Source organism: Ferrovibrio sp. (assembly GCF_002796975.1).
Taxonomy (GTDB): domain Bacteria; phylum Pseudomonadota; class Alphaproteobacteria; order Ferrovibrionales; family Ferrovibrionaceae; genus Ferrovibrio.
Genome location: NZ_PEKV01000022.1, coordinates 81,583 through 100,847, shown reverse-complemented (window position 1 = coordinate 100,847; position 19,265 = coordinate 81,583). Strand labels below are relative to the sequence as shown.

Sequence of the window (19,265 nt, the reverse complement as noted above, 5' to 3'; positions counted from 1 at the left end):
ATTCTTGGAGTGGAAGTTGTTGGCGCCATAGGCACCCGGCAGATCCCACTTGGTCTGCGCGAATGCACCTGAGGTACCGGCCAGCGCAACGCCGAACACGGCGGCGGAAAGCCACATCTTACGAGTCATATCGATTATCTCCCCATTGGACGATGCGCCCAGGACTTTGCGTGGCGCGCATGTAAAATAGTTTGTCATCGTATGACCGGTCTTGGCAAGGCCAAGGGGCACTGAAAACAGGCTGGCGCTGAAACAGGCAGCATGGTCGCGAACCGGTCATCTCCGGTTGCGGACCAATGGCCGAGTCATCGTTCCTCGCAACCGCAAAACGATCCGGTCATGACGCAATTGGCGCGCCTGCCCGGAACCGGCTATGGTGCTGGACAGGCAGGGAACGGCAGAAAAACAGGCAGCCATGAGCATCGCAGACTCCGCATCGCCGTCGCCGACATCTGGCGAACCGCCCGGGCAGCAGTCGGGGCAGCAGCCGGCGTCGTGGCGCGCGCGCATCTCCTGGGCGATGTTCGACTGGGCCAACCAGCCGTATTTCACCGTCATCACCACCTTCATCTTCGCGCCTTATTTCACATCGAAGGTGATCGGCGATCCGGTCGAGGGCCAGTCGCTCTGGGGCTTCACACAGGCTTTCTCGGCGGTCATCGTTGCACTCGGTGCGCCTTTCCTCGGCGCGATTGCCGATGCCGGCGGCCAGCGCAAACCCTGGCTCTTCGCCTTCCAGCTCCAGCTCGCCTTCGGCTGCGCATTGCTGTGGCTCGCGCAACCCGGCCAGCCACAGCTGATCCCGCTCGTCATCCTCGGGCTGGTGCTGGCCAATATCGCCGCCGAATATTCGATCATGTTCAACAACGCGCTGCTGCCCTCGCTGGAAACACCGCGCCATGTCGGTCGCCTGAGCGGCCTAGGCTGGGGCATGGGCTATGTCGGCGGATTGATCGCACTGTTCGGCGTGCTGATCGTGTCGCAGCCCGAACTGATCGGCATCACACCGCCGCCCGGCGAAGCCCTGCTCGGCCTGAAGCGCGACGCCTTCGAAGCCGAACGCATCATCGGGCCGACGGCGGCGATCTGGCTCGCGCTGTTCGTCGCGCCGATGTTTCTGTTCACGCCCGACCGGCCGGGTTCCGGCAAGCCCTTCCGCACCGTGGTGCGCGACGGCGTCGGCCGCGTGATCGACACGATCCGGCATATGCGGCGCTACAAGAACCTGCTGCGCTTTCTGCTCTCCTATATGGTCTATTACGACGGGCTGGTGGCGGTGATCGGCTTCGGCGGTATTTATGCTGCCGGCGTGTTCGGCTGGGGCACCACCGAGCTGGGCCTGTTCGGCATCGTGCTCAACGTGATCGCCATTCCCGCCGTGATCCTCGGTGGCAGGCTGGAGGATCGCTGGGGCTCCAAACGTGCCGTGCAGCTGGCGATCTGCCTTGTGGGGCTTGGCGCACTCGGCATCATGTCGATCGGGCCGGCCAGCGTGCTGTTCGTGATCGAGGTGGCGCCGAAGATTGCAGGTGCGGGGCTGTTCTCCTCCGCCGGCGAACAGGTCTTCTTCCTCTGTGCGGGCTTTCTGGGGCTTGGCATGGGCACGATGCAGGCCGCCAGCCGCACTTTGGTCGCGCGGCTCTCGCCGCCCGATATGGTGGGCGAGTTCTTCGGCATCTTCGCTTTGTCTGGCCGCGCCACGACGTTTCTGGCGCCGCTGCTGATCGGGATTACCACGGCCGTGTTTGCCACGCAGCGCATCGCACCGGTGGTGATCCTGGCCTTCCTGGCGCTCGGTTTCGTGCTGCTGTGGAAGGTGCAGGAACCGGCGCGTCAGTAACGCGCCGGCACACGCTCAGTCTTACCCCGTCTTGGCAAACCGCTGCGGCTTCTCGCGGTTGACGAGGTCCAGTTCGGCATCGTGCATGTAGTCGCGGGTGATCGGCAGCGTCTCGACCTTCTTCGCCAGCTGTACCTGGAACACCATATGACCCCAGTGCCGGAAGGTGATTTCCGACGCCGCCAGATAGAATTCCCACATGCGGCAGAAGCGTTCGTCATACAGCGCCTTCGCCTTGTCCCATTGCGCCAGGAAACGCATGCGCCAGTGTTTCAGCGTCTCGGCGTAATGCAGGCGCAGGATCTCCATGTCGGTGACCCAGAGCTGGCTCTGCTCGATCACCGGCAGCACTTCCGACAGCGCCGGGGTATAACCGCCGGGGAAGATGTATTTGCGGATGAAGCCCGGTGTGGCGCCTGGCCCTTCGGAGCGGCCGATCGAATGCACCAGTGCCACGCCGTCATCGGTCAGCAGGTTATTGATGCCTTCGAAATATGCGCGGTAATGCGGCACGCCGACATGTTCGAACATGCCCACACTGACGATGCGGTCGAATTTGCGGCCCAGCATTCTCCGGTAGTCGACGATCTCGAATTTCACCCGGTCGCTTAAGCCCCGCTCCTGCGCCCGACGGCTGGCGAGAGCATGCTGCTCATGGCTCAGCGTGATGCCGACGACCTCGACGCCGCAGGTCTCGGCCAGATACAGCGCCAGCCCGCCCCAGCCGCAGCCGATCTCCAGCACGCGCATCCCGGGCTTCAGATTCAGCTTCGCTGCGATATGGCGCTTCTTGGCCAGCTGCGCCTGTTCCAGCGTGGTGTCCGGCGTCGGGAAATAGGCGCAGGAATACTGCTTGTCGGTATCGAGAAACAGGTCGTAGAGCCGGCCGTCCAGATCGTAGTGATGCTGCACGTTTTTGCTGGCGGCGGCCTCGGGGTTGAACTGGTGCCATAGCCGCATCGCGCGTTCCCAGCCGCGCTGCACGGCTGAGAAGGGAATGTTGCCATGGACGCCAAGGTTGCGCACCACCAGCGTGAGGAAATCGTAGACCCCACCCTGCTCGAAAACGAGCTCGCCATTCATGTAGCATTCGCCGACGGCGAGTTTGGGATTCAGCGCGATGCGCCATTCGGCACTCAGGCTGGTGACGCGGATCGTCACCGTCTGCGGTCCGGGCGGTTCACCGAAATGCCGGCGCTCGCCACGGTGGTCGATCACCGTCAGCGATCCGGTCCTGATGAGTCTCTTGAACACGGCACCAAGAAGCATGCGGAATCTCCAGATCACAAAGAGATAACGCCCCATCCCGTGACTAATATTGGCGCGGCACACGGGCCTCGACAAGAGGGGTTGTCGAGGCCAGCGGCGATTTCAGGCGCGATATATCCGGCGAGTTGGTTACCGACCCGGGCTATACGCGGGACAGTTATTTATTCAGTGGGGTTACTTGCCCCAGTTCTCCGCCCAGGCAATGCCCTGCTTCTGCATCATGCGCTGGAAGGCCGGGCGGGTGTAGGTCGCGCCCACCACGCGTTCGATATTCACCCAGCGCCACATCGGCCGCTCCATGAAGCGGCTCCAGCGGGTCAGCATGGCGACATAGATATCGCACAAGCTAAAGCTGGAACCCAACATGTAGCTGCCCCCAGCACTTTTCGGGCCGATGCCATCATCCAGAACCTGGAAATTGCGATAGAGCTTCTCCCCCGCGGCAGCTTTCAGCGCGGCCTGCTGGGCCGGATCGGCGAAGGTCCAGTCGGGATGGAACCAGTCGAGGAAGCCCGCCTGTATGGTGTTGGTCATATAGGTCAGCCACTGGTAATGACGGCCGCGCAGCGGATGCTCGGCCGGAACCAGTCCGGCTTCCGGATGCCGGTCGGCGAGATACTGGCAGATCGCGGCGGTCTCGAAGAGGACGAAGTCGCCATCCACCAGGGTCGGGATGCGGCCATTGGGGTTGAGGGCCTTATAGGCCGGCTGCTCATGTTCCCGGGTGGCGATGTCGAGGCGGATCGGCTCGTAGGCCACGCCGATCTCTTCCAGTACGGCCTGCGGTGCCATCGCCGCCGTTCCCGGCGCCCAGTAGAGCTTGTACATAACGGCGCCGCCCTTTCTTAGTGCCGGAAGTGGCGCATGCCGGTGAAGACCATGGCCAGACCGGCCTTGTCGGCGGCGTCGATCACTTCCTGATCGCGGATCGAACCGCCCGGCTGGATCACGGCAGTGGCGCCGGCTTCGACCAGCACTTCCAGACCGTCGGCAAACGGGAAGAAAGCGTCGGAGGCGGCCACCGAGCCCTTGGTCAGTGAGTCCGCGACGCCCGCCGCCTTGGCGGCATCCTGCGCCTTGCGATAGGCGATGCGGGCGGAATCCACTCGGCTCATCTGGCCGGCGCCGATGCCCACGGTGGCGCCGTCCTTGGCGTAAACGATGGTGTTCGACTTCACATGCTTGCCGACGCGGAAGGCGAACAGCATGTCGGCCAGCTCCTGCGGCGTCGGCGCGCGCTTGGTCACCACTTTAAGATCGGCTTCAACAATGCGGCCGGCATCTCGGGTCTGCACCAGATAGCCGCCGGCAACGGATTTGATGAACCAGCCGCTCGCCACCGGATCGGCCATGCCGCCAGTGACCAGCAGGCGCAGGTTTTTCTTCGCTGCCAGAAATGCCCTGGCGTCGTCATCGGCTTCGGGCGCCACGATCACTTCGGTGAAGATGGCGCCGATCTTCTCGGCGGTGGCCTTGTCCAGCCTGCGGTTCATCGCGACGATGCCGCCGAAAGCCGAGGTGCTGTCGCAGCGCAACGCCGCGTCCCAAGCGTTGCTGAGGCTGTCAGCCATTGCAACGCCGCAAGGGTTGGCGTGCTTGATGATGGCGATGGTCGGCTTGTCGCTGAATTCCGACACCAGCTCGAAGGCTGCGTCCGTGTCGTTCAGGTTGTTGTAGCTGAGTTCCTTGCCCTGCAGCTGTTTTGCTGTCGCCACGCCCGGACGCTTGTCGCCCGTCACATAAAAAGTCGCCTGCTGGTGCGGGTTCTCGCCATAGCGCAAAGTCTGCTTGCGCTCGGCCGACACGAGAAGCGTCGGCGGGAAAGCCTCGCCGTTCTGCCGCGCGAACCAGGTGGCGATCATCGAGTCATAGGCACCGGTATGGGCATAGGCCTTGGCGGCCAGCTCGCGGCGCAGGGAGAGCGATGTGGCGCCGTTATGGGCCTTCAGCGCCTCAATGATCTTCGCATAGTCGGCGACATCGACCACCACGTTGACGAAGCCGTGGTTCTTGGCCGCTGAGCGGATCATCGCCGGACCGCCGATATCGATATTCTCGATGCAGGTCGGGAAATCCGCGCCCTTGGCCACGGTGGCGGCGAAGGGATAGAGGTTCACGACAACGAGATCGATCGGCGGGATGTTGTGCGTCGCCATCGCCGCCTTGTGTTCGGCCTCGTCACGCAAGGCCAGGATGCCGCCATGGATGGTCGGATGCAGGGTCTTGACCCGGCCGTCCATCATTTCGGGGAAGCCGGTATGTTCGGCGACTTCCTTCACCGCCACGCCGGCGTCTTTCAGCGCCTTGTAGGTGCCGCCGGTGGACAGGATCTCGATGCCGAAGCCGCTGAGCGCCTTGCCGAATTCGATCAGGCCGGTCTTGTCGGAAACGGAGAGCAGCGCACGGCGGATTTGAACGAGATCGGCGGACATGAGCGGGGCCTCGGCGGGCAGGAGGAGAGGGTCGCGCAGGGCTATAGCATGCCGGTGTCACGCGCAAAAGCGGTGTAAAATCGGCCTGAAACAATGGGTTGCGGGGTTTGTGCAGGGGGGCGATCCATGCTAAACGATGGCCCCCATGCGCTCATATCTCGAATTCGAAAAGCCGATTGCCGAGCTGGAGGCGAAAATCGCCGAGCTCAAGCAGCTCGCCAGCCAGGGCAACAGCGACATCAGCGACGACCTGGAGCGGCTGGAGGCCAAGGCCACCCAGCAGCTGCAGGCGACTTACGCAAAGCTGGGTGCCTGGCAGAAGACGCAGGTGGCGCGCCACCAGGAGCGCCCGCATTTCGCCGACTATATCGCCGGTCTGGTGACGGATTACGTGCCGCTCTGCGGCGACCGTGCGTTTGCCGAAGATGGCGCCATCACCGGCGGCCTGGCGCGGTTCCGCGGTCGTGCCGTGATGGTGATGGGCCATGAAAAGGGCCGCACCACCGAAAGCCGGCTCAAGCACAATTTCGGCATGGCCAAGCCGGAAGGCTATCGCAAGGCGATCCGCCTGATGCGCATGGCCGACCGTTTCCGCCTGCCGGTCATTACGCTGGTCGATACCGCCGGTGCCTATCCGGGCGTGCAGGCCGAGGAACGCGGCCAGGCCGAGGCGATTGCGCGCGCCATCGACTGCTGTCTGGATATTCGAGTCCCGCTCGTAGCAGCCATCGTCGGCGAGGGCGGTTCGGGCGGTGCGGTGGCGCTGGCCGCCGCCAACCGCGTGCTGATGTTCGAACATGCGATCTATTCGGTGATCTCGCCCGAAGGCTGCGCCGCCATCCTGTGGAACGACGGTTCCAAGGCGCCGGACGCCGCCGAGGCGCTGCGTGTGACGGCGGAAGACCTGCTGAAGCTCAAGGTGATCGACGAGATCGTGAAGGAGCCGCTCGGCGGCGCCCATCGCAATCCGGGCCAGGCGATCGCGTCGCTTGGCGATGCGCTGGAGGCGTCCCTGCGCGGCCTGGTCGGGCAGGAGCCGGGTTCCTTACGCGAAGCGCGGCGCCGCAAATTCCTCGAAATGGGCAGCAACGGACTGTAAGTCCGGCGCAAGTTCCTGAATTCACAAAGCCCGCGGCATCCACCGCGGGCTTTTTTGCGTCCTGTTGTGTCCCGTTACGTCCTGTTCGAAGGCCAGTTTCGTCCTGCTGGGGGCCAGTTCCATCCCGTTAAAGCCTGTTCCGTCCTGTTTCGGCCTGTTCGATCCCCTTGCAGCCAGGTTCAGGATTTCTGTTCACGATGTCCAACAACGGCGGTGCGGATGAGATGGTGCGGTGTACGACAGGTTCAAGAGCCAGTCGTCGTTCCCGCGAAAGCGGGAACCCAGTCGAACGATGATGCTGGATGCCCGCTTTCGCGGGCATGACGAAATTATTTTTGCAGAAAGGTCAGGACCGCCGGCGCGATCTCGGCGGCGCGCTCCTGTGCAAAGCCGTGATCGCCGCCGGCGATCACCTGCAGCTCGGCCTTCGGCAGCAGTGAGGCAAGATGCTGGCCGACCGCCACCGGGCTGATCGTATCGGCATCGCCCCAGAGCAGCAGCGCCGGCTGCGCGATGCTGCCGATCTCTGCCGTGTGATCGGCGCGCGCCGCGGTGATCCACGGCGCGGCATTGGGATATTCGGCGCGATAGGCCGGGCGACAGTCGCCGGCACCGAAGCGCATCACGTCGATGCCGCCGCTCGCTGCCGTCAACACCAGCTTTGTCACCATCTGCGGATAAAGCAGCGCCAGCCGCAGCGCGAAGATGCCGCCCATGGATTGGGCCACCACCACCGTGTTGCTGCGCAGATGGGCGGCGGCATGCGCGGTCAGCGCCTCCAGGCTGTCGAAGCCGGGACGGTGCGCCTCATGCCCCAGCCCCGGCCAGTTCAGGAAGGTCCTGTCGTACTGCGCCGGCAGCAACGCGCCGAGCGGATGCCAGAATTCCGCCGCGCCACCGGCACCGGGCAGGAAGAGGAGGTGTGTCATGCAACCATTTTATCCGGGCCGGGTGCAAAACAACATTGTCATGCCCGGGCTTGTCCCGGGCATCCACGTCTTTCGTGAACTGGCCAGAGAAATGTACTTGGTGCCGACAAGTGAAGGCGCGGATGGCCGGGACAAGCCCGGCCATGACACGGAAGGGTCAGCGTAGGCCAAGTACGCCTATTTCCAGTGCGGCGGCCAGGTCTTCTGCATGATCGGCAGCGCCTTCATGCGCTCCATCCAGGCGCCGATCTTCGGGCTGAAGATATCGGCCGGAATGGCATCGGGCTTGCGCAACTGGAACCGTCCGATGATGGCGAGATGCGGATAGAGCGTGTAGTCGACCGCAGACACCGTCTCGCCGTTGATATAGCTGCCGGCGATCTGCGGCTCCCACAGCGCGATTTCGGCCTGCACGGCGGCGACGGCCTCTGCCAGCTTTGCGGCATCGGCTCTTTCCGGCGGCGCAAAGACTTCCCCAAACAGATGCTCGACCTTCTCGCCGACGTAATTGTCGGCCTCGCGGATCATGCGGCGCTGCGTGGCGCGCAGATGCAGCTCCCGGGCAAATAACGGCTGCTCGGGCCAGCGCTCCTCGACATATTCCATGATCGCGGCGGATTCGCGGATGACGAATTCGCCATCCACCAGGGTCGGCACGCGCTGGCGCGGGTTGAGCCGGGTGTATTCCGGCGTCTTGTGGCCGCCTTCGCTGAACGACAGCACCTTCACCTCATGCGGCACGGATTTGTGCTCCAGCGCCAGCCAGACGCGCCAGGCATAGGCCGAACCGGAACCGTAGTAGAGCGTGACGGACATGCGGTGTTTCCCCCGGGAAGAGTAACTGTCTGACGCCAGAGAAAGGGCGGCGATGGCCCGAGGTCAAGCCGGCGGGTCGCAAATTTACACGGTATTTCACACGGTGGCGCCAACGGGCATCGCCTAAACCGCCTGTCGGCCGGAGTTGTCGGCCGAATCAGGAGCAGGAGTCCTCCCTATGAATGTTGCCGTTATTCAGACCGAACGCTACGCCCGCTGTATCGAGAATTCCAAGAAGGTGAACTGGGATATCGACAAGGATGTGATCCAGGGTCGGAAATTCGACCACGCCCTTAAATTCCTGCCGGACGGCCTTTCCCTGATGGGCGAATTCGGATTCCTGTCCGAAGATGAAAAGCGCCTGCTCAGCCAGGTGCAGGGGCGCACCTATGCCTATCTGTTCGGCATGATCGAGCGCTATATCAACGCCAAGATCCTGGAGATCAGCCGGGATTACGCTTTCGGCGACCAGGTGGCGCTGGAGGCGCTGGTTCGCTTCAGTGCGGAAGAACTGAAGCACCAGGAACTGTTCCGCCGCATCGAGCAGATGATCGCGGCTGGCATGCCTGAGGGTTACGTCCGCACCGCCGACGGCAATGACGTGGCGCGCGCGGTGCTGTCGAAATCCAGCTGGGCGATTTTGGCGCTGACCTGCCATATCGAGCTGTTCACCATGGTGCATTACCGCGAGAGTATCGCACCGGACAATTCCCTGTCGCCGCTGTTCAAGGATGTCTTCCTGCATCACTGGCGCGAGGAATCGCAGCATGCGGTTCTGGACGAGCTGGAATGGGTGAAGGAGAACGATCGTATTTCGGCGGCCGAAAAAGATGCGGCGATCGATGACCTGATCGCGCTGGTGGTTGCCGTCGACGGCATCCTGCAGGGACAGGCCAGGGCCGATGCCGCCTATTTCCGCCAGATCAATGCACGTCGCCTCAATGACGCCGAAGCGGCGGCGCTCGATGCCGGTCTGCTGAAGGCCTATCGCTGGACCTACATNNGCGCAGTTCAAGCGCATCGAAACTGCCCTCGCCACGATCATGTGATCCGACCTGCTGTCCGCCGCCGGGGCGGTCGGCGGACAGCAGGCTTTCCAGGGACAAGCTATGAGAAATGACTCGATGCCGGCGGGCTTCCCGATCGGCTGCGGCGATACCGGCTCGGGCCGGCCGCTGGTGCTGCTGCACTGCTCTGGCGCCGACCGCCATGTCTGGACCAGGATGATGGATGTCTGGGCAGCGATGGACAACATGCCGCCACGCCGGATTCTGCGTCCGGAGCTGTTTGGCTGCGGCACCACCGCAGCCTGGCCGGCAGGACAAGGTTTCACGCTGGATGACGCCGTCGAACTGGTCGCCCGCGCGACGGGCGAGCTGGACGAGTCGTTCGATCTGATCGGGCATTCCTTCGGCGGCGCGGTGGCGCTGCAGGTTGCGCGCCGCATGCCTAGCCGCCTGCGCAGTCTCGCGGTCATCGAGCCGACATACTTCTCGCTGCTGCGCGGCGCCGGCGATGTCGCAGACATACATTTCGGCGAGGTCACCAGCGTGGCCCGCACCATCCTGCAGGGCGCCGCCTCCGACAGCGAGGCAGACCGGCAACGGGCCATGGGCATCTTCATCGACTACTGGAACGGCGCCGGCAAATGGGCAGCGATTCCGCCTGAAGTCCAGAAGGCGATGACGGCTGCCGTCCATGCCGTGACGCAGGATTTCATGGCGCTGTTCTCGGAGCCGACCGGCCTGTCCGATCTGCGTCACCTGCAGGTGCCCACGCTGATCGTCAACGGCCTGCTGTCGCCGGCGCCGGTGCAGCATATCGCGGTCCTGCTGGAAGCCACCCTGCCACAGGTCGAACGCTGCACGCTGCCCGATGCCGGCCATATGATTCCGCTCAGCCACGCGAAGCAGCTGGCGGGTCTGCTGGCCGCCTGGTACCGCCGCCGCGATGACGCATCTGCGCCGGCCGCGGATATCTGTCGCCGTATCCTCGCCGGAGCCTGACATCATGACATCCGCCGCCGTCCGGCCCTCCGCCATCGTCTATGCCTGCATCCTCGCGGCCTCGCTGGTCGCCTTCCTGTCTTTCGGCACGCGCACCAGCCTGGGGATTTTCCTCGAGCCGGTGCTGCAGGCGCGCGGCTGGGACCGCGAGACCTTCGGCCTGGCGCTGGCGATCCAGAATCTGGTCTGGGGCCTGTCGCAACCCTTCTTCAGTGCCTGGGCCGACAGCAAGGGCAATGTGCGCGTATTGTGCAGCGGCGCCCTGTTCTATGTGATCGGACTGACCGGCATGGCTTATGCCGATACGCCGCTGGCCTTCTACGTTTTCGGCGGCGTGTTCAATGGCCTCGGCGTCGCTGGCGCCTCCTGGACGATCTGCGTCGGCGCTGTCACGCGCATCGTGCCGCCGGCGATGCAGAGCTGGATTGCCGGCCTGGCGATCACCGCCTCGTCGCTGGGGCAGATCGTGCTGACAACGCTCAGCCAGGCCTTCATCATGGTGCTCGACTGGCAGACGGCGCTGCTGATCCTGGCGGGCGGCACGGCGCTGATTGCGCCCGCGGCCATGGTGTTGCTGACGGCGCGCCGCGAGGCGATCGCGGCGCCGCGCAGCAGCGTGACGGAAACGCTGGCACTGGCGGCCGGCAGCCGCAGCTTCTGGCTGATCGTTTTCGGCTTCACCATCTGCGGTCTGCATGCCGGCTTCGGCTTCACCCATATCCCCGGCTATATCGTCAGCATCGGGATGCCACCCGAGGCCGGCGCCATGGCGATGGGTGCGCTCGGCATCACCAACCTGTTTGCCTCCTATCTGTCGGGCGCGCTCGGCCAGACCCGCAGCAAGCGCAGGCTGCTGATCGGAATCTACGGGCTGCGCGCCGCCACCATGCTGGCTTTCGTGCTGCTCACGCTCGACCAGCCGCTGATGCTGGCGCTGATGGCGGTGCTGGGCATTTTCTGGATGTCTTCGATTCCGCCGACGGCCGGTCTGCTGGGCCAGATTTTCGGCCCCTACTATATCGGCACGCTGCTGGGCGTCGTCTCCTGCGGTCACCAGTTCGGCTCATTCGTCGGCGCCTGGCTTGGCGGCGTCATCTACGACGCCACCGGCTCCTACGACCTCATGTGGTGGATCTGTGCCGCGCTGGGTTTCATCGCGATGCTCGCCAACCTGCCGGTCCGTGAAGCGCCGGTCGAGCCGGCGGCGAAGCCGGCCGCGATCTAGCCGGCGAGGAAGCCTTCGATCTCGGCTTTCAGCTTCGCCCAGGCGGGTTCGTTTTCGAGCGTCAGGTGGTTGCGCCCCGGCAGGGTGATGAACTGTGCATTCGGAATGCCGGCGGCAAACTGCCGGCCGAATTCAGCCGGCACCATGGCGTCGTCGCGATTGTGCAGCACCAGCGTCGGGCACTGCACCTGCGACAGCAGCGGCGTGACATCGTAATCGCCGAAGGCTTCCATCAGCGTGGCGGCTGTATCGGGTTCGGCGGAAATGCGTTGCAGCTCGTTGAACCACCGGGATTGGTCATAGTTCGCATCTGGGAACATCAGCGAAGTGAAGACCTGGCGGAAGGCCGGATTTTCGAGCGCCCAGCCCTGACGCGTCAGCGCGATCATATGCTCGTTCGTGGCCCGGGCGGTTTCGCCGCGCCAGCGCCAGCCGATGGCGGCACTGCCGATCAGGACCAGGCGGCGGACATGATGGGGGTGGCGCGCGGCATAGGCGGCTGCCATCGCGCCACCGCTGCAGAATCCGACCAGATCGAAGGGCTGGTCGGCGAACAGTCCGCCGACCGCCTCGAGGTCGCGCAACGAATCATCGAAACCGAATTTCCGGGTCGCGCGGTCCGACAGGCCGCAGCCGCGCCGGTCGTAACGGATGAGCTGCCGATCCTGCGCCAGCGTGGACAGCAGATGCTGCCAGATCGGATTCTCGAGATCGTGTTCGAGATGGCTGTACCAGTTGGCGGCCTTGACGATGCGCGGGCCCTCGCCGGATACGGCATAGGCGATCCGCACATGGTCGCTGGTGGTGCAGAACTGCACGCGCTGGCGCGCCGGCCGACGCGCCAGCTCGATCACCGGCCGGGGCGCGCTATCCTGCGCTGCCCACAGGCGGATCAGCTTGTAGGGCGGCGGCAGGCCGGCGGCCTCGAACTGCTGTCGCGCCGCGTCGATATGCGTCTGGGCCTCGCGCAGGCGGCCCAGGGCGGTCAGCATCCGCACCAGGGCGATATGCGCGCATTCCTCGGTCGGCTCCAGCACCACGCGGCGCCGCGCATAGGGTAGCGCCTGCTCGCTGGCACCCAGCCGGTCGCACAGCGTGGCCAGGATCGCGGCCATGGTGCGGCGCAGAGTCTCGCGTTCGGCCGTGCACCAGAGACGAAACTCGTAGCAATCCGGCAGGTCGAGACCTTCCAGGAAATCGCCGTCGGGCAGGCCGGCCGCGGCCAGCAGCGTCGCGGTCGACGAGGCGGCGGGTGTGATTTTCGCGATCTGCCTGATCAGCCAGAGGTCGCAGCTGGCAGCGCTCTCGCGGATCGCCACCGTGTCGCGGTCGGCATCGATGCGCAGGACGCCGTCGGGTTCGAGTGCGCGGCGCAGGCGGCTCAGGGTCCAGCGCAGGCCCTCGCGGCCGCTCTCGGCATCGCTCCAGAATAGTGAAATCAGCCGCTCGCGCCGCTGCGGCTGCTGCGTTGCCGCCAGATAGGCCAGCAGGGCGCGCGCCTTTTTCGATGGCGGCAGGTCCAGCGCAACACCGTCGAGCCGGGCCGATGGCGATCCGATCAGGGAAAGGCTGAGGCTTTCGCTCGGCTTGCGTTGGGCGGCGATCAAGTCCGGCATCTCCTCGCGACACCCGGACTGCAATCCGCGCAGCGCGCTGGCTGGGATCTGCGTTGGTCCGGAGTCGGTATGGACCGGCGCCTGACGGACGCCGGTCGAACGCTTCAGGACAGATACTGTACCAAAGCGCTGCCCCGCCGCGGATAATCCACAGGGGTTAAAACGGGGATTTGATCGGCGCGGCTTACGGCTGCGGCCGCTTCAGCACCATCTGGGTGCCGAAGAAACTCATCACCGTTTCGCCCTTCTGGTTCTCGATCCAGTATTTCATCTTCACGATGCCGCGGTCGGGCTTCGAGGCGCTTTCGCGCTTGTCCTCGATGCTGGCGCGGCCGAACAGCGTATCGCCCGGCCGCACCGGCTTGAACCAGCGGATCTCATCCAGCCCCGGCGAGCCCATGCTGCCCTTGCCGAGCAGGCCGGCCTGCAACAGCATGCGGAAGCCCAGCAGCCCGGTCTGCCAGCCCGACGCGATCAGCCCGCCATAGGGCGATGCCTCGGCTGCCAGTCTGTCGAGATGGAAGGGTTGCGGATCGTAGGTGAAGGCAAAGGACAGGATCTCGGCTTCCGAAACCGTCACGCCATCGGCGCGGATCACCTCGCCCACCGTGTAATCCTCGAACCAGCGCTCGCTTCTGCTCATGTCTTAAACCACCATATTCCTGAAAAACGCCTGTACATCGGCGACGAAAATCTCCGGCTGTTCCATCGCCACGAAATGCCCGCCGCGTTCCAGATCATGGCGATGCGCCACATTGTAGCCGCGCTCCAGCCAGCCTTTCGGCGCCGGTGGCACCAGATCCCAGGGTGGCAGCAGGAAGCCGGTCGGGCTGCGCAGGAACTCGCCGGGCTGCATCGCCAGTTCGCCATTCTGCCGCGCCGCCCAGTACAGCCAGGTCGACGTCACGCCGGTCTCGGTCAGCCAGTAGAAAGCGACATTGGCGATCATATGGTCGAGATCGAACACCGGTTTATGCTCGGCCGGCGCGCGCGGAAAGCCGTGCAGCTTCTCGACGATCCAGCCGGCCAGGCCGGCCGGGCTGTCGGCCAGGCCATAGCCCAGCGTGGTGGGCTTGGTGCTCTGGATCGCGAAATAGCCGCCTTCGGCATCATGGCGCTTGCGGGTGCGCAGCATCCATTCCTTTTCGGCATTGCTCAGTGGCGGCTGCATGTCGCGCGTCAGCGGCGGGCGCAGCGGCACCATGTTGAGATGCAGCGCTATCGCCTGGTCGGGGAAATCGATGCCGAGCCAGCTGGAGACGATCGAGCCCCAGTCGCCGGCCTGCACCAGGAAACGTTCGAAGCCGAGCACCTCCACCATCAGGTCGCGCCACAGTCTGGCAATCGCGCGCGGACCGATCGGGCGCTCCAGCGGCATCGAGAAGCCATAGCCGGGCAGCGACGGACAGATCACGGTGAAGGCATCCTCGACGCGACCGCCGAAGCGTTCGGGATGTGCCAGACGATCTATGACATCGACGAATTCCAGCACCGAGCCCGGCCAGCCATGCGTCAGCAGCAGCGGGCGTGGTGCATCGCCCGAGCCCGGTTCGATCAGGAAATGCACGGTCTGCAGGCCATTGCCAGTGTCAGGCCGCTTCAGCTTCACGCGATACTGCAGCCAGCCATTCAGCCGCTTTTCCCAGTGCCGCCAGTCGAAGCCGTCGCGCCAGCGCCGCAGGAAGCCGCGCATATAGGCGACATTGCTGCCGTATTGCCAGGCGGCATCGGCCGGTTCGGGCGGCAGGCGCGTCGCCGCCAGCCGGGTTTTCAGGTCGGCCAGCGCCGCATCGGGAATCGCGATGCTGAACTTTTCCGCAGCCGGTGCGAGTCGGAGCATCTCAGCTCCGTTTCAGCGTCGCGGTGAACAGCCCGGCGCCGACCAGCATGGCGCCGCCGACGCGATTCATGGTCTTCAGCACACGCGGGCTGGCGATGCGGTTGCGCGCCCGGCCCATGGCGAAAATGTAAAAGCCCTGAATAGCGGCGGCGAGCAGATCGAAGGTCAGCATCAGCACGATCACCTGCGGCCAGAGCGGTTTGGCCGGGTCGATGAACTGCGGCAGGAAGGCGGCGAAGAACAGGATGCCTTTCGGGTTTAGCAGCGTGACGATGAAAGTCTGCAGGATCGCGCCGCGCGCGGTGGCGCGTTTTTCCTGCGTGGGCGTCAATTCCATCGGCGGTGCGCGCCAGAGCTGGATGCCGAGCCAGACCAGATAGGCTGCGCCAAGCCATTTCATCGCCGTGAAGGCTTCGGCCGAGGCGGCCAGCAGCGCGCTGAAGCCGAGCATGGAGAGCGTGATGGCGCAGATGTCGCCGAGCGTGACGCCGATCAGGCTGACGGCGCCGTTGCGCGGGCCGCCTGCCATGGTGTGGCCCAGCACCATCATGGTGGTGGGGCCGGGAATCAGGATCATGATGCTGGCCGCGGCAATGAAGGCGGCCCAGAGTTCGAGACTGACGGGCATGGCGGGTTCCTCAGGACTGGCGTTTGAGCGTGGCCGTGAAAATGCCGGCACCGACCAGCATCGCGCCGCCGGTGCGGTTGAAGCGACGCTGCCACAGCGGCGAAATCGCCGTGCGACGGCCGCGTGCCGCCAACGTCACATAAATCGACATGATGGCGATATCGAGCGCAACGAAAGTTGCGCCCAGCGTCAGGAATTGCGGCAGCGTGCTGCGGCCGGCGTCGATGAACTGCGGCAGGAAGGCGCCGAAGAAGAGAATACCTTTCGGATTCAGCAGATGGGCAACGAAAGCCTGCGCGATGGCGCGCGGCGCGGTGCGGCGCTGTTCGGGTTTGGCATCGAGGCCCATGACCGGCGCGCGCCAGAGCTGGATGCCGAGCCAGATGAGGTAGGCCGCGCCAAGCCACTTCACCATCTCGAAGGCCAGAGCGACGGTGGCGAGCAGCGCGCTCAGGCCCAGTACGGAGACGGTCATGCCGGCGGCATCGGCGGCGCCGATGCCCAGCAGGGCGGCGAATCCGATACGCGGCCCGATGCCCAGGGTGTTACCGATGGCCAGCAGCATGGTCGGGCCCGGAATGGCGATGGCCAGTATCGAGGCGAGGCAAAAGGCGATCCAGAGTTCGACACTGACAGGCATGGTTTCCTCCACCGGCTGCCCAGCCAGCCACAGGCCCGGCCGGTTCTGCAAGGCCTGACAGCGGGTTAGTGGAAATAGAACAAACAAAGAATATAATCTTGCCAGTATCAGAAAATTATCCTATATTATGTTCTTATAATGTTCAAGAAGAGATTTGCCCATGTCGCTGACCGACCCCTTCGCCCATCTGTTCGGCCCGTCGCCTGTGCCGGAGCCTGAAGCCGGGACCGATCCCTTCGGCCGGATCGGCGCCGGCAATCCCGACTGGGAAACCGTGCGCGGTCGCTGGATGGGCGGCGCGTCGCTGAACGACATCTTTGGCGACACCCTGTTCCGCCTGAACCGCCCGGTCGGCACCGGCCGCGCCAATCAGCGCGGCGATGTGTTCAAGCTGCAGGCGCTGCTGCATCGCGAGGGCATGCTGGACGCCGAATCGACCGGCGGACCGACCGGCTACTGGGGCAATCGCGACGATGCTGCGATGCGCGACTATCAGAAGGATGGCGGCCTGACGGTGGATGGCTGGGCCGCGCCGGATGGTCCGACGCTGGCGGCGTTGCGCAGGGGTTACGAGGCGCCGGTGCAATACGCGCAGGCGGCGACGAGATCCGGTGTGATGAGCGACGCCATGTCGGCGTCGTCCGCCGCGCCGGACGATGCCTGGGCGGACTCGCCGATTCATGCGGATTTCCGAAAGGAAATTCACAGGAAGGAAAGCGAGGGCGCCGGGAACAGCGGCTATGCGGCCAGCAACAACGGTGCCTATGGCCGCTACCAGATGCGGGTGCCGGCGCTGAAGGATGCCGGGCTGATCGACAGGGATGGCAACTGGACCGGCAAATATGGCCTGAACAGTTTCGAGGATTTCCTGCGTCAGCCGGAAGCGCAGGAAAGGGCCTTCGCCGACTTCATGGCGCGGACCGAAGGCTATGTCCGCCAGATCGCGCCGGGTTACGAGGGGAGCCGGATCGAAGGTGCCCGGGCACCGTTCGAGGTCACGGAATCCGGACTGGTCGCGGCAGCGCATCGCCAGGGTGCCGCCATGCTGGTGCCGTATTTCGAATTTCAGCAAGACAACAACTGGAAAAGCGGCAACTTCGAGAAAATTTCCGACAGTGTGGCGGCGCAGATCGCGAAACTGCAGGACGGTGTTGCCAATCCGCAATCAGCCGACAAGGTGCTGCGCAGCATCGAAACCCGTTTGCGCGAATTCAGCGGAATTCCCTATCGCCGCATGGTGCCCGGCAGCTAGACGATCTCAGTTCGGCTTGCGCGCGGGCCAGATCTGCGGATCGCCGTTGCGTCGGTAATCGAGGAAACGGAACCAGGCCTCGCTTCTGGCGCGCCCCCTGATGCTGCTGGCTTCGTTATGACGCACGAAAAAGCTGAGCGGCTCCAGCAGTTCGTCCATATGATCATCGTCGGCAAAAATCAGTGTCTCGGTGGGCGTGCGCAACGCGGCATGCATGTAAAGCGTGCCCCAGTTGATCACGATCATCACCTTCTCGTGCTCCGGAGAATTGTATGGCGCTTTGGTCGTATAGCCTTCCAGCACGATGTCGCCTTTGGGTTCGTAGCGAATCGGCGTGACATCGACCAGATTGGACATCCGTTCATAATATGGTCCGGTCAGGGCGCGCAGTGCCCTGGCCACCTCCGGATGCTGCAGCACCTTGTCGTAATGGGTTGTTGCAATGTATTGCGACAACTCCTTGTAGCGCCCCTCGGTTTTGTAGTCGGTGGAGTCCTGCACCTGTGCGCCGGCAACAGGCGCCAGCAGCAGAAGACCCAGCATGAGAAGCGTGAAGTGTCGAATCATGCCGGCAGTCTAGCGCAAAGCGATTGTCAGGCCGAGAGGCCTTCGATGGCGAGCGCAGCGAAGGTCGCCAGCCAGTGTTCGCCGCCGTATTCGCCGCTTTCCAGATGCGGCAGGCTGGCCTGTTCATGTGCGGCGGCGCTGTGAAGCAGGGCAGACTGGTCGCCCGGAAGTTTTGCCGCAATGCCGCGCAGGCACCAGGCACGGGAGAGGTTGAGGCCGTCGAGATGCACGGTCTTGGCATCCGTGCGATCCGAGACAATGGCGGGTTTGAACAGCGTCGTGGCGGCGGGCAGGAAACCGTTCCACCAGGCTGCGAAATCCACGGTCGGCAATAATTCGGCCACCAGCAGCGCCTCGGTCAGCGCACCCGACAGGAAGTCGTCGCCGTTGGGTTCGTAATGCGCCGGATAGTCCCGGTCGGGCAGGTAGACCTTGCGGGCGTAGGCCGCAATTGCCGGTTCCAGCGTCGCCTCGCCGGTGATGCGCGCGTAATGCAGCGCCAGCACCAGGCCGAAGGCGGTGTTGAAATGCGTGCCGACCCGGATCGGATAGGTCAGTTTCTCCATATAGGCGGGGAAGCGCGCCACGATGCGCTGCTCCAGCGGCCTGAGCGCGGCGCGCCATTCGCTGGCTCGCGGATGATTCCATAATGAGAGTTCGGCCGAGAGCGCCAGCAGCCAGCCCCAGCCGTAAGGCCGCTGCCAGGTGCCGCGGCCGGGCGCATCCAGATAGGCGGCCTCACCTTCACCGGCTGCGGGCGTGAAGAGGCGCGCATAGAGATCGAGCGCGCGGCCGGCATCTTGCAGTTGCGGATGCCGGCGCAGGCAGCGCGTCAGCAGCCACCAGCCATGTATGCAGCTATGCCAGTCGTAGCTGCCCCAGAAGATCGGATGCAGGTCGTGTGGCTCACGCACATCGGTGGCGCTGAGATTGAAATGCGTCAGGTTGTTCGGGTATTCGCGGTCGAGGTTGCGTAGCGGCAGGGCTGCGAAGCGTTCGGCCTGGGCGAGGGTGAGTGTGCTCATGCCGGGATGATGGCACGATCAATACAAACCGTCACTCGCGGGCTTGACCCGCGAGTCCCATTTAATGGGATGCCCAGGTCA

General features: G+C 64.3%; 17 protein-coding genes. 5 read left to right on the top strand and 12 right to left on the bottom strand.

The window, feature by feature from the left end; translation table 11 throughout:
- The first annotated feature begins 415 nt into the window (after positions 1 to 415).
- Positions 416 to 1,840: an MFS transporter gene (locus CTR53_RS20560; RefSeq protein ID WP_290818141.1), complete on the top strand. Its 1,425-nt coding sequence runs from the start codon at positions 416 to 418 to the stop codon at positions 1,838 to 1,840.
- 21 nt (positions 1,841 to 1,861) lie between these two features.
- Here CTR53_RS20560 and CTR53_RS20555 read toward each other — a convergent pair whose 3' ends face one another.
- From CTR53_RS20555 to purH, 3 genes are all read right to left on the bottom strand, one after another.
- Entirely contained in the window at positions 1,862 to 3,109 is a 1,248-nt protein-coding gene (locus CTR53_RS20555) for a cyclopropane-fatty-acyl-phospholipid synthase family protein (RefSeq protein WP_290818138.1), read from the bottom strand.
- A 174-nt stretch (positions 3,110 to 3,283) separates the two neighbouring features.
- The gene (locus CTR53_RS20550) at positions 3,284 to 3,937 is read right to left on the bottom strand and encodes a glutathione S-transferase family protein (RefSeq protein ID WP_290818135.1); all 654 of its coding nucleotides are present in this window, start codon (positions 3,935 to 3,937) and stop codon (positions 3,284 to 3,286) included.
- Positions 3,938 to 3,954: 17 nt separating this feature from the next.
- The gene (purH, locus tag CTR53_RS20545) at positions 3,955 to 5,541 is read right to left on the bottom strand and encodes a bifunctional phosphoribosylaminoimidazolecarboxamide formyltransferase/IMP cyclohydrolase (RefSeq protein ID WP_290818132.1); all 1,587 of its coding nucleotides are present in this window, start codon (positions 5,539 to 5,541) and stop codon (positions 3,955 to 3,957) included.
- A 145-nt stretch (positions 5,542 to 5,686) separates the two neighbouring features.
- Here purH and CTR53_RS20540 point away from each other — a divergent pair, with 145 nt between their 5' ends.
- Positions 5,687 to 6,640, top strand: a complete 954-nt coding sequence (locus tag CTR53_RS20540; RefSeq protein ID WP_290818129.1) for an acetyl-CoA carboxylase carboxyltransferase subunit alpha — start codon at positions 5,687 to 5,689, stop codon at positions 6,638 to 6,640.
- A 329-nt stretch (positions 6,641 to 6,969) separates the two neighbouring features.
- Here CTR53_RS20540 and CTR53_RS20535 read toward each other — a convergent pair whose 3' ends face one another.
- Positions 6,970 to 7,569, bottom strand: a complete 600-nt coding sequence (locus tag CTR53_RS20535; RefSeq protein ID WP_290818126.1) for an alpha/beta hydrolase — start codon at positions 7,567 to 7,569, stop codon at positions 6,970 to 6,972.
- A gap of 177 nt (positions 7,570 to 7,746) precedes the next feature.
- Positions 7,747 to 8,385, bottom strand: a complete 639-nt coding sequence (locus CTR53_RS20530; protein WP_290818123.1) for a glutathione S-transferase family protein — start codon at positions 8,383 to 8,385, stop codon at positions 7,747 to 7,749.
- Positions 8,386 to 9,509: 1,124 nt separating this feature from the next.
- On the opposite strand from CTR53_RS20530, the gene CTR53_RS20525 reads away from it, so the two are divergent.
- Positions 9,510 to 10,391, top strand: coding sequence for an alpha/beta fold hydrolase (locus CTR53_RS20525; RefSeq protein ID WP_290818120.1), 882 nt, complete (start codon positions 9,510 to 9,512; stop codon positions 10,389 to 10,391).
- A gap of 4 nt (positions 10,392 to 10,395) precedes the next feature.
- The gene (locus CTR53_RS20520) at positions 10,396 to 11,616 is read left to right on the top strand and encodes an MFS transporter (RefSeq protein ID WP_290818117.1); all 1,221 of its coding nucleotides are present in this window, start codon (positions 10,396 to 10,398) and stop codon (positions 11,614 to 11,616) included.
- Here the strand turns inward: CTR53_RS20520 and CTR53_RS20515 are convergent.
- The 5 genes from CTR53_RS20515 to CTR53_RS20495 all read right to left on the bottom strand — a co-directional run bounded on the left by CTR53_RS20515 (position 11,613) and on the right by CTR53_RS20495 (position 16,340).
- Positions 11,613 to 13,223 carry an alpha/beta fold hydrolase gene (locus CTR53_RS20515; protein WP_290818114.1) on the bottom strand — a complete coding sequence of 537 codons (1,611 nt, stop codon included), beginning with the start codon at positions 13,221 to 13,223 and terminating at the stop codon, positions 11,613 to 11,615. The two genes, CTR53_RS20520 and CTR53_RS20515, sit on opposite strands and share 4 nt — an antisense overlap.
- Positions 13,224 to 13,416: 193 nt before the next feature.
- Complete coding sequence (locus CTR53_RS20510; RefSeq protein ID WP_290818111.1) at positions 13,417 to 13,875, bottom strand: MaoC family dehydratase; 459 nt, start codon at positions 13,873 to 13,875, stop codon at positions 13,417 to 13,419.
- Between the two features lie 3 nt (positions 13,876 to 13,878).
- A complete protein-coding gene (locus CTR53_RS20505; RefSeq protein WP_290818108.1) occupies positions 13,879 to 15,072 on the bottom strand; it encodes an epoxide hydrolase family protein in 1,194 nt (397 codons plus the stop codon).
- Position 15,073: 1 nt separating this feature from the next.
- On the bottom strand, positions 15,074 to 15,700 hold the full coding sequence (locus CTR53_RS20500) for a LysE family translocator (protein WP_290818105.1): 627 nt from the start codon (positions 15,698 to 15,700) through the stop codon (positions 15,074 to 15,076).
- Positions 15,701 to 15,710: 10 nt separating this feature from the next.
- Positions 15,711 to 16,340 carry a LysE family translocator gene (locus CTR53_RS20495; RefSeq protein ID WP_290818102.1) on the bottom strand — a complete coding sequence of 210 codons (630 nt, stop codon included), beginning with the start codon at positions 16,338 to 16,340 and terminating at the stop codon, positions 15,711 to 15,713.
- A 160-nt stretch (positions 16,341 to 16,500) separates the two neighbouring features.
- On the opposite strand from CTR53_RS20495, the gene CTR53_RS20490 reads away from it, so the two are divergent.
- The gene (locus CTR53_RS20490; RefSeq protein WP_290818099.1) at positions 16,501 to 17,592 is read left to right on the top strand and encodes a peptidoglycan-binding domain-containing protein; all 1,092 of its coding nucleotides are present in this window, start codon (positions 16,501 to 16,503) and stop codon (positions 17,590 to 17,592) included.
- A gap of 6 nt (positions 17,593 to 17,598) precedes the next feature.
- On the opposite strand, the gene CTR53_RS20485 is transcribed toward CTR53_RS20490, so the two are convergent.
- A complete protein-coding gene (locus CTR53_RS20485) occupies positions 17,599 to 18,159 on the bottom strand; it encodes a hypothetical protein (protein ID WP_290818096.1) in 561 nt (186 codons plus the stop codon).
- A gap of 26 nt (positions 18,160 to 18,185) precedes the next feature.
- Entirely contained in the window at positions 18,186 to 19,184 is a 999-nt protein-coding gene (locus tag CTR53_RS20480) for a DUF2891 domain-containing protein (RefSeq protein WP_290818093.1), read from the bottom strand.
- Positions 19,185 to 19,265: the final 81 nt, after the last annotated feature.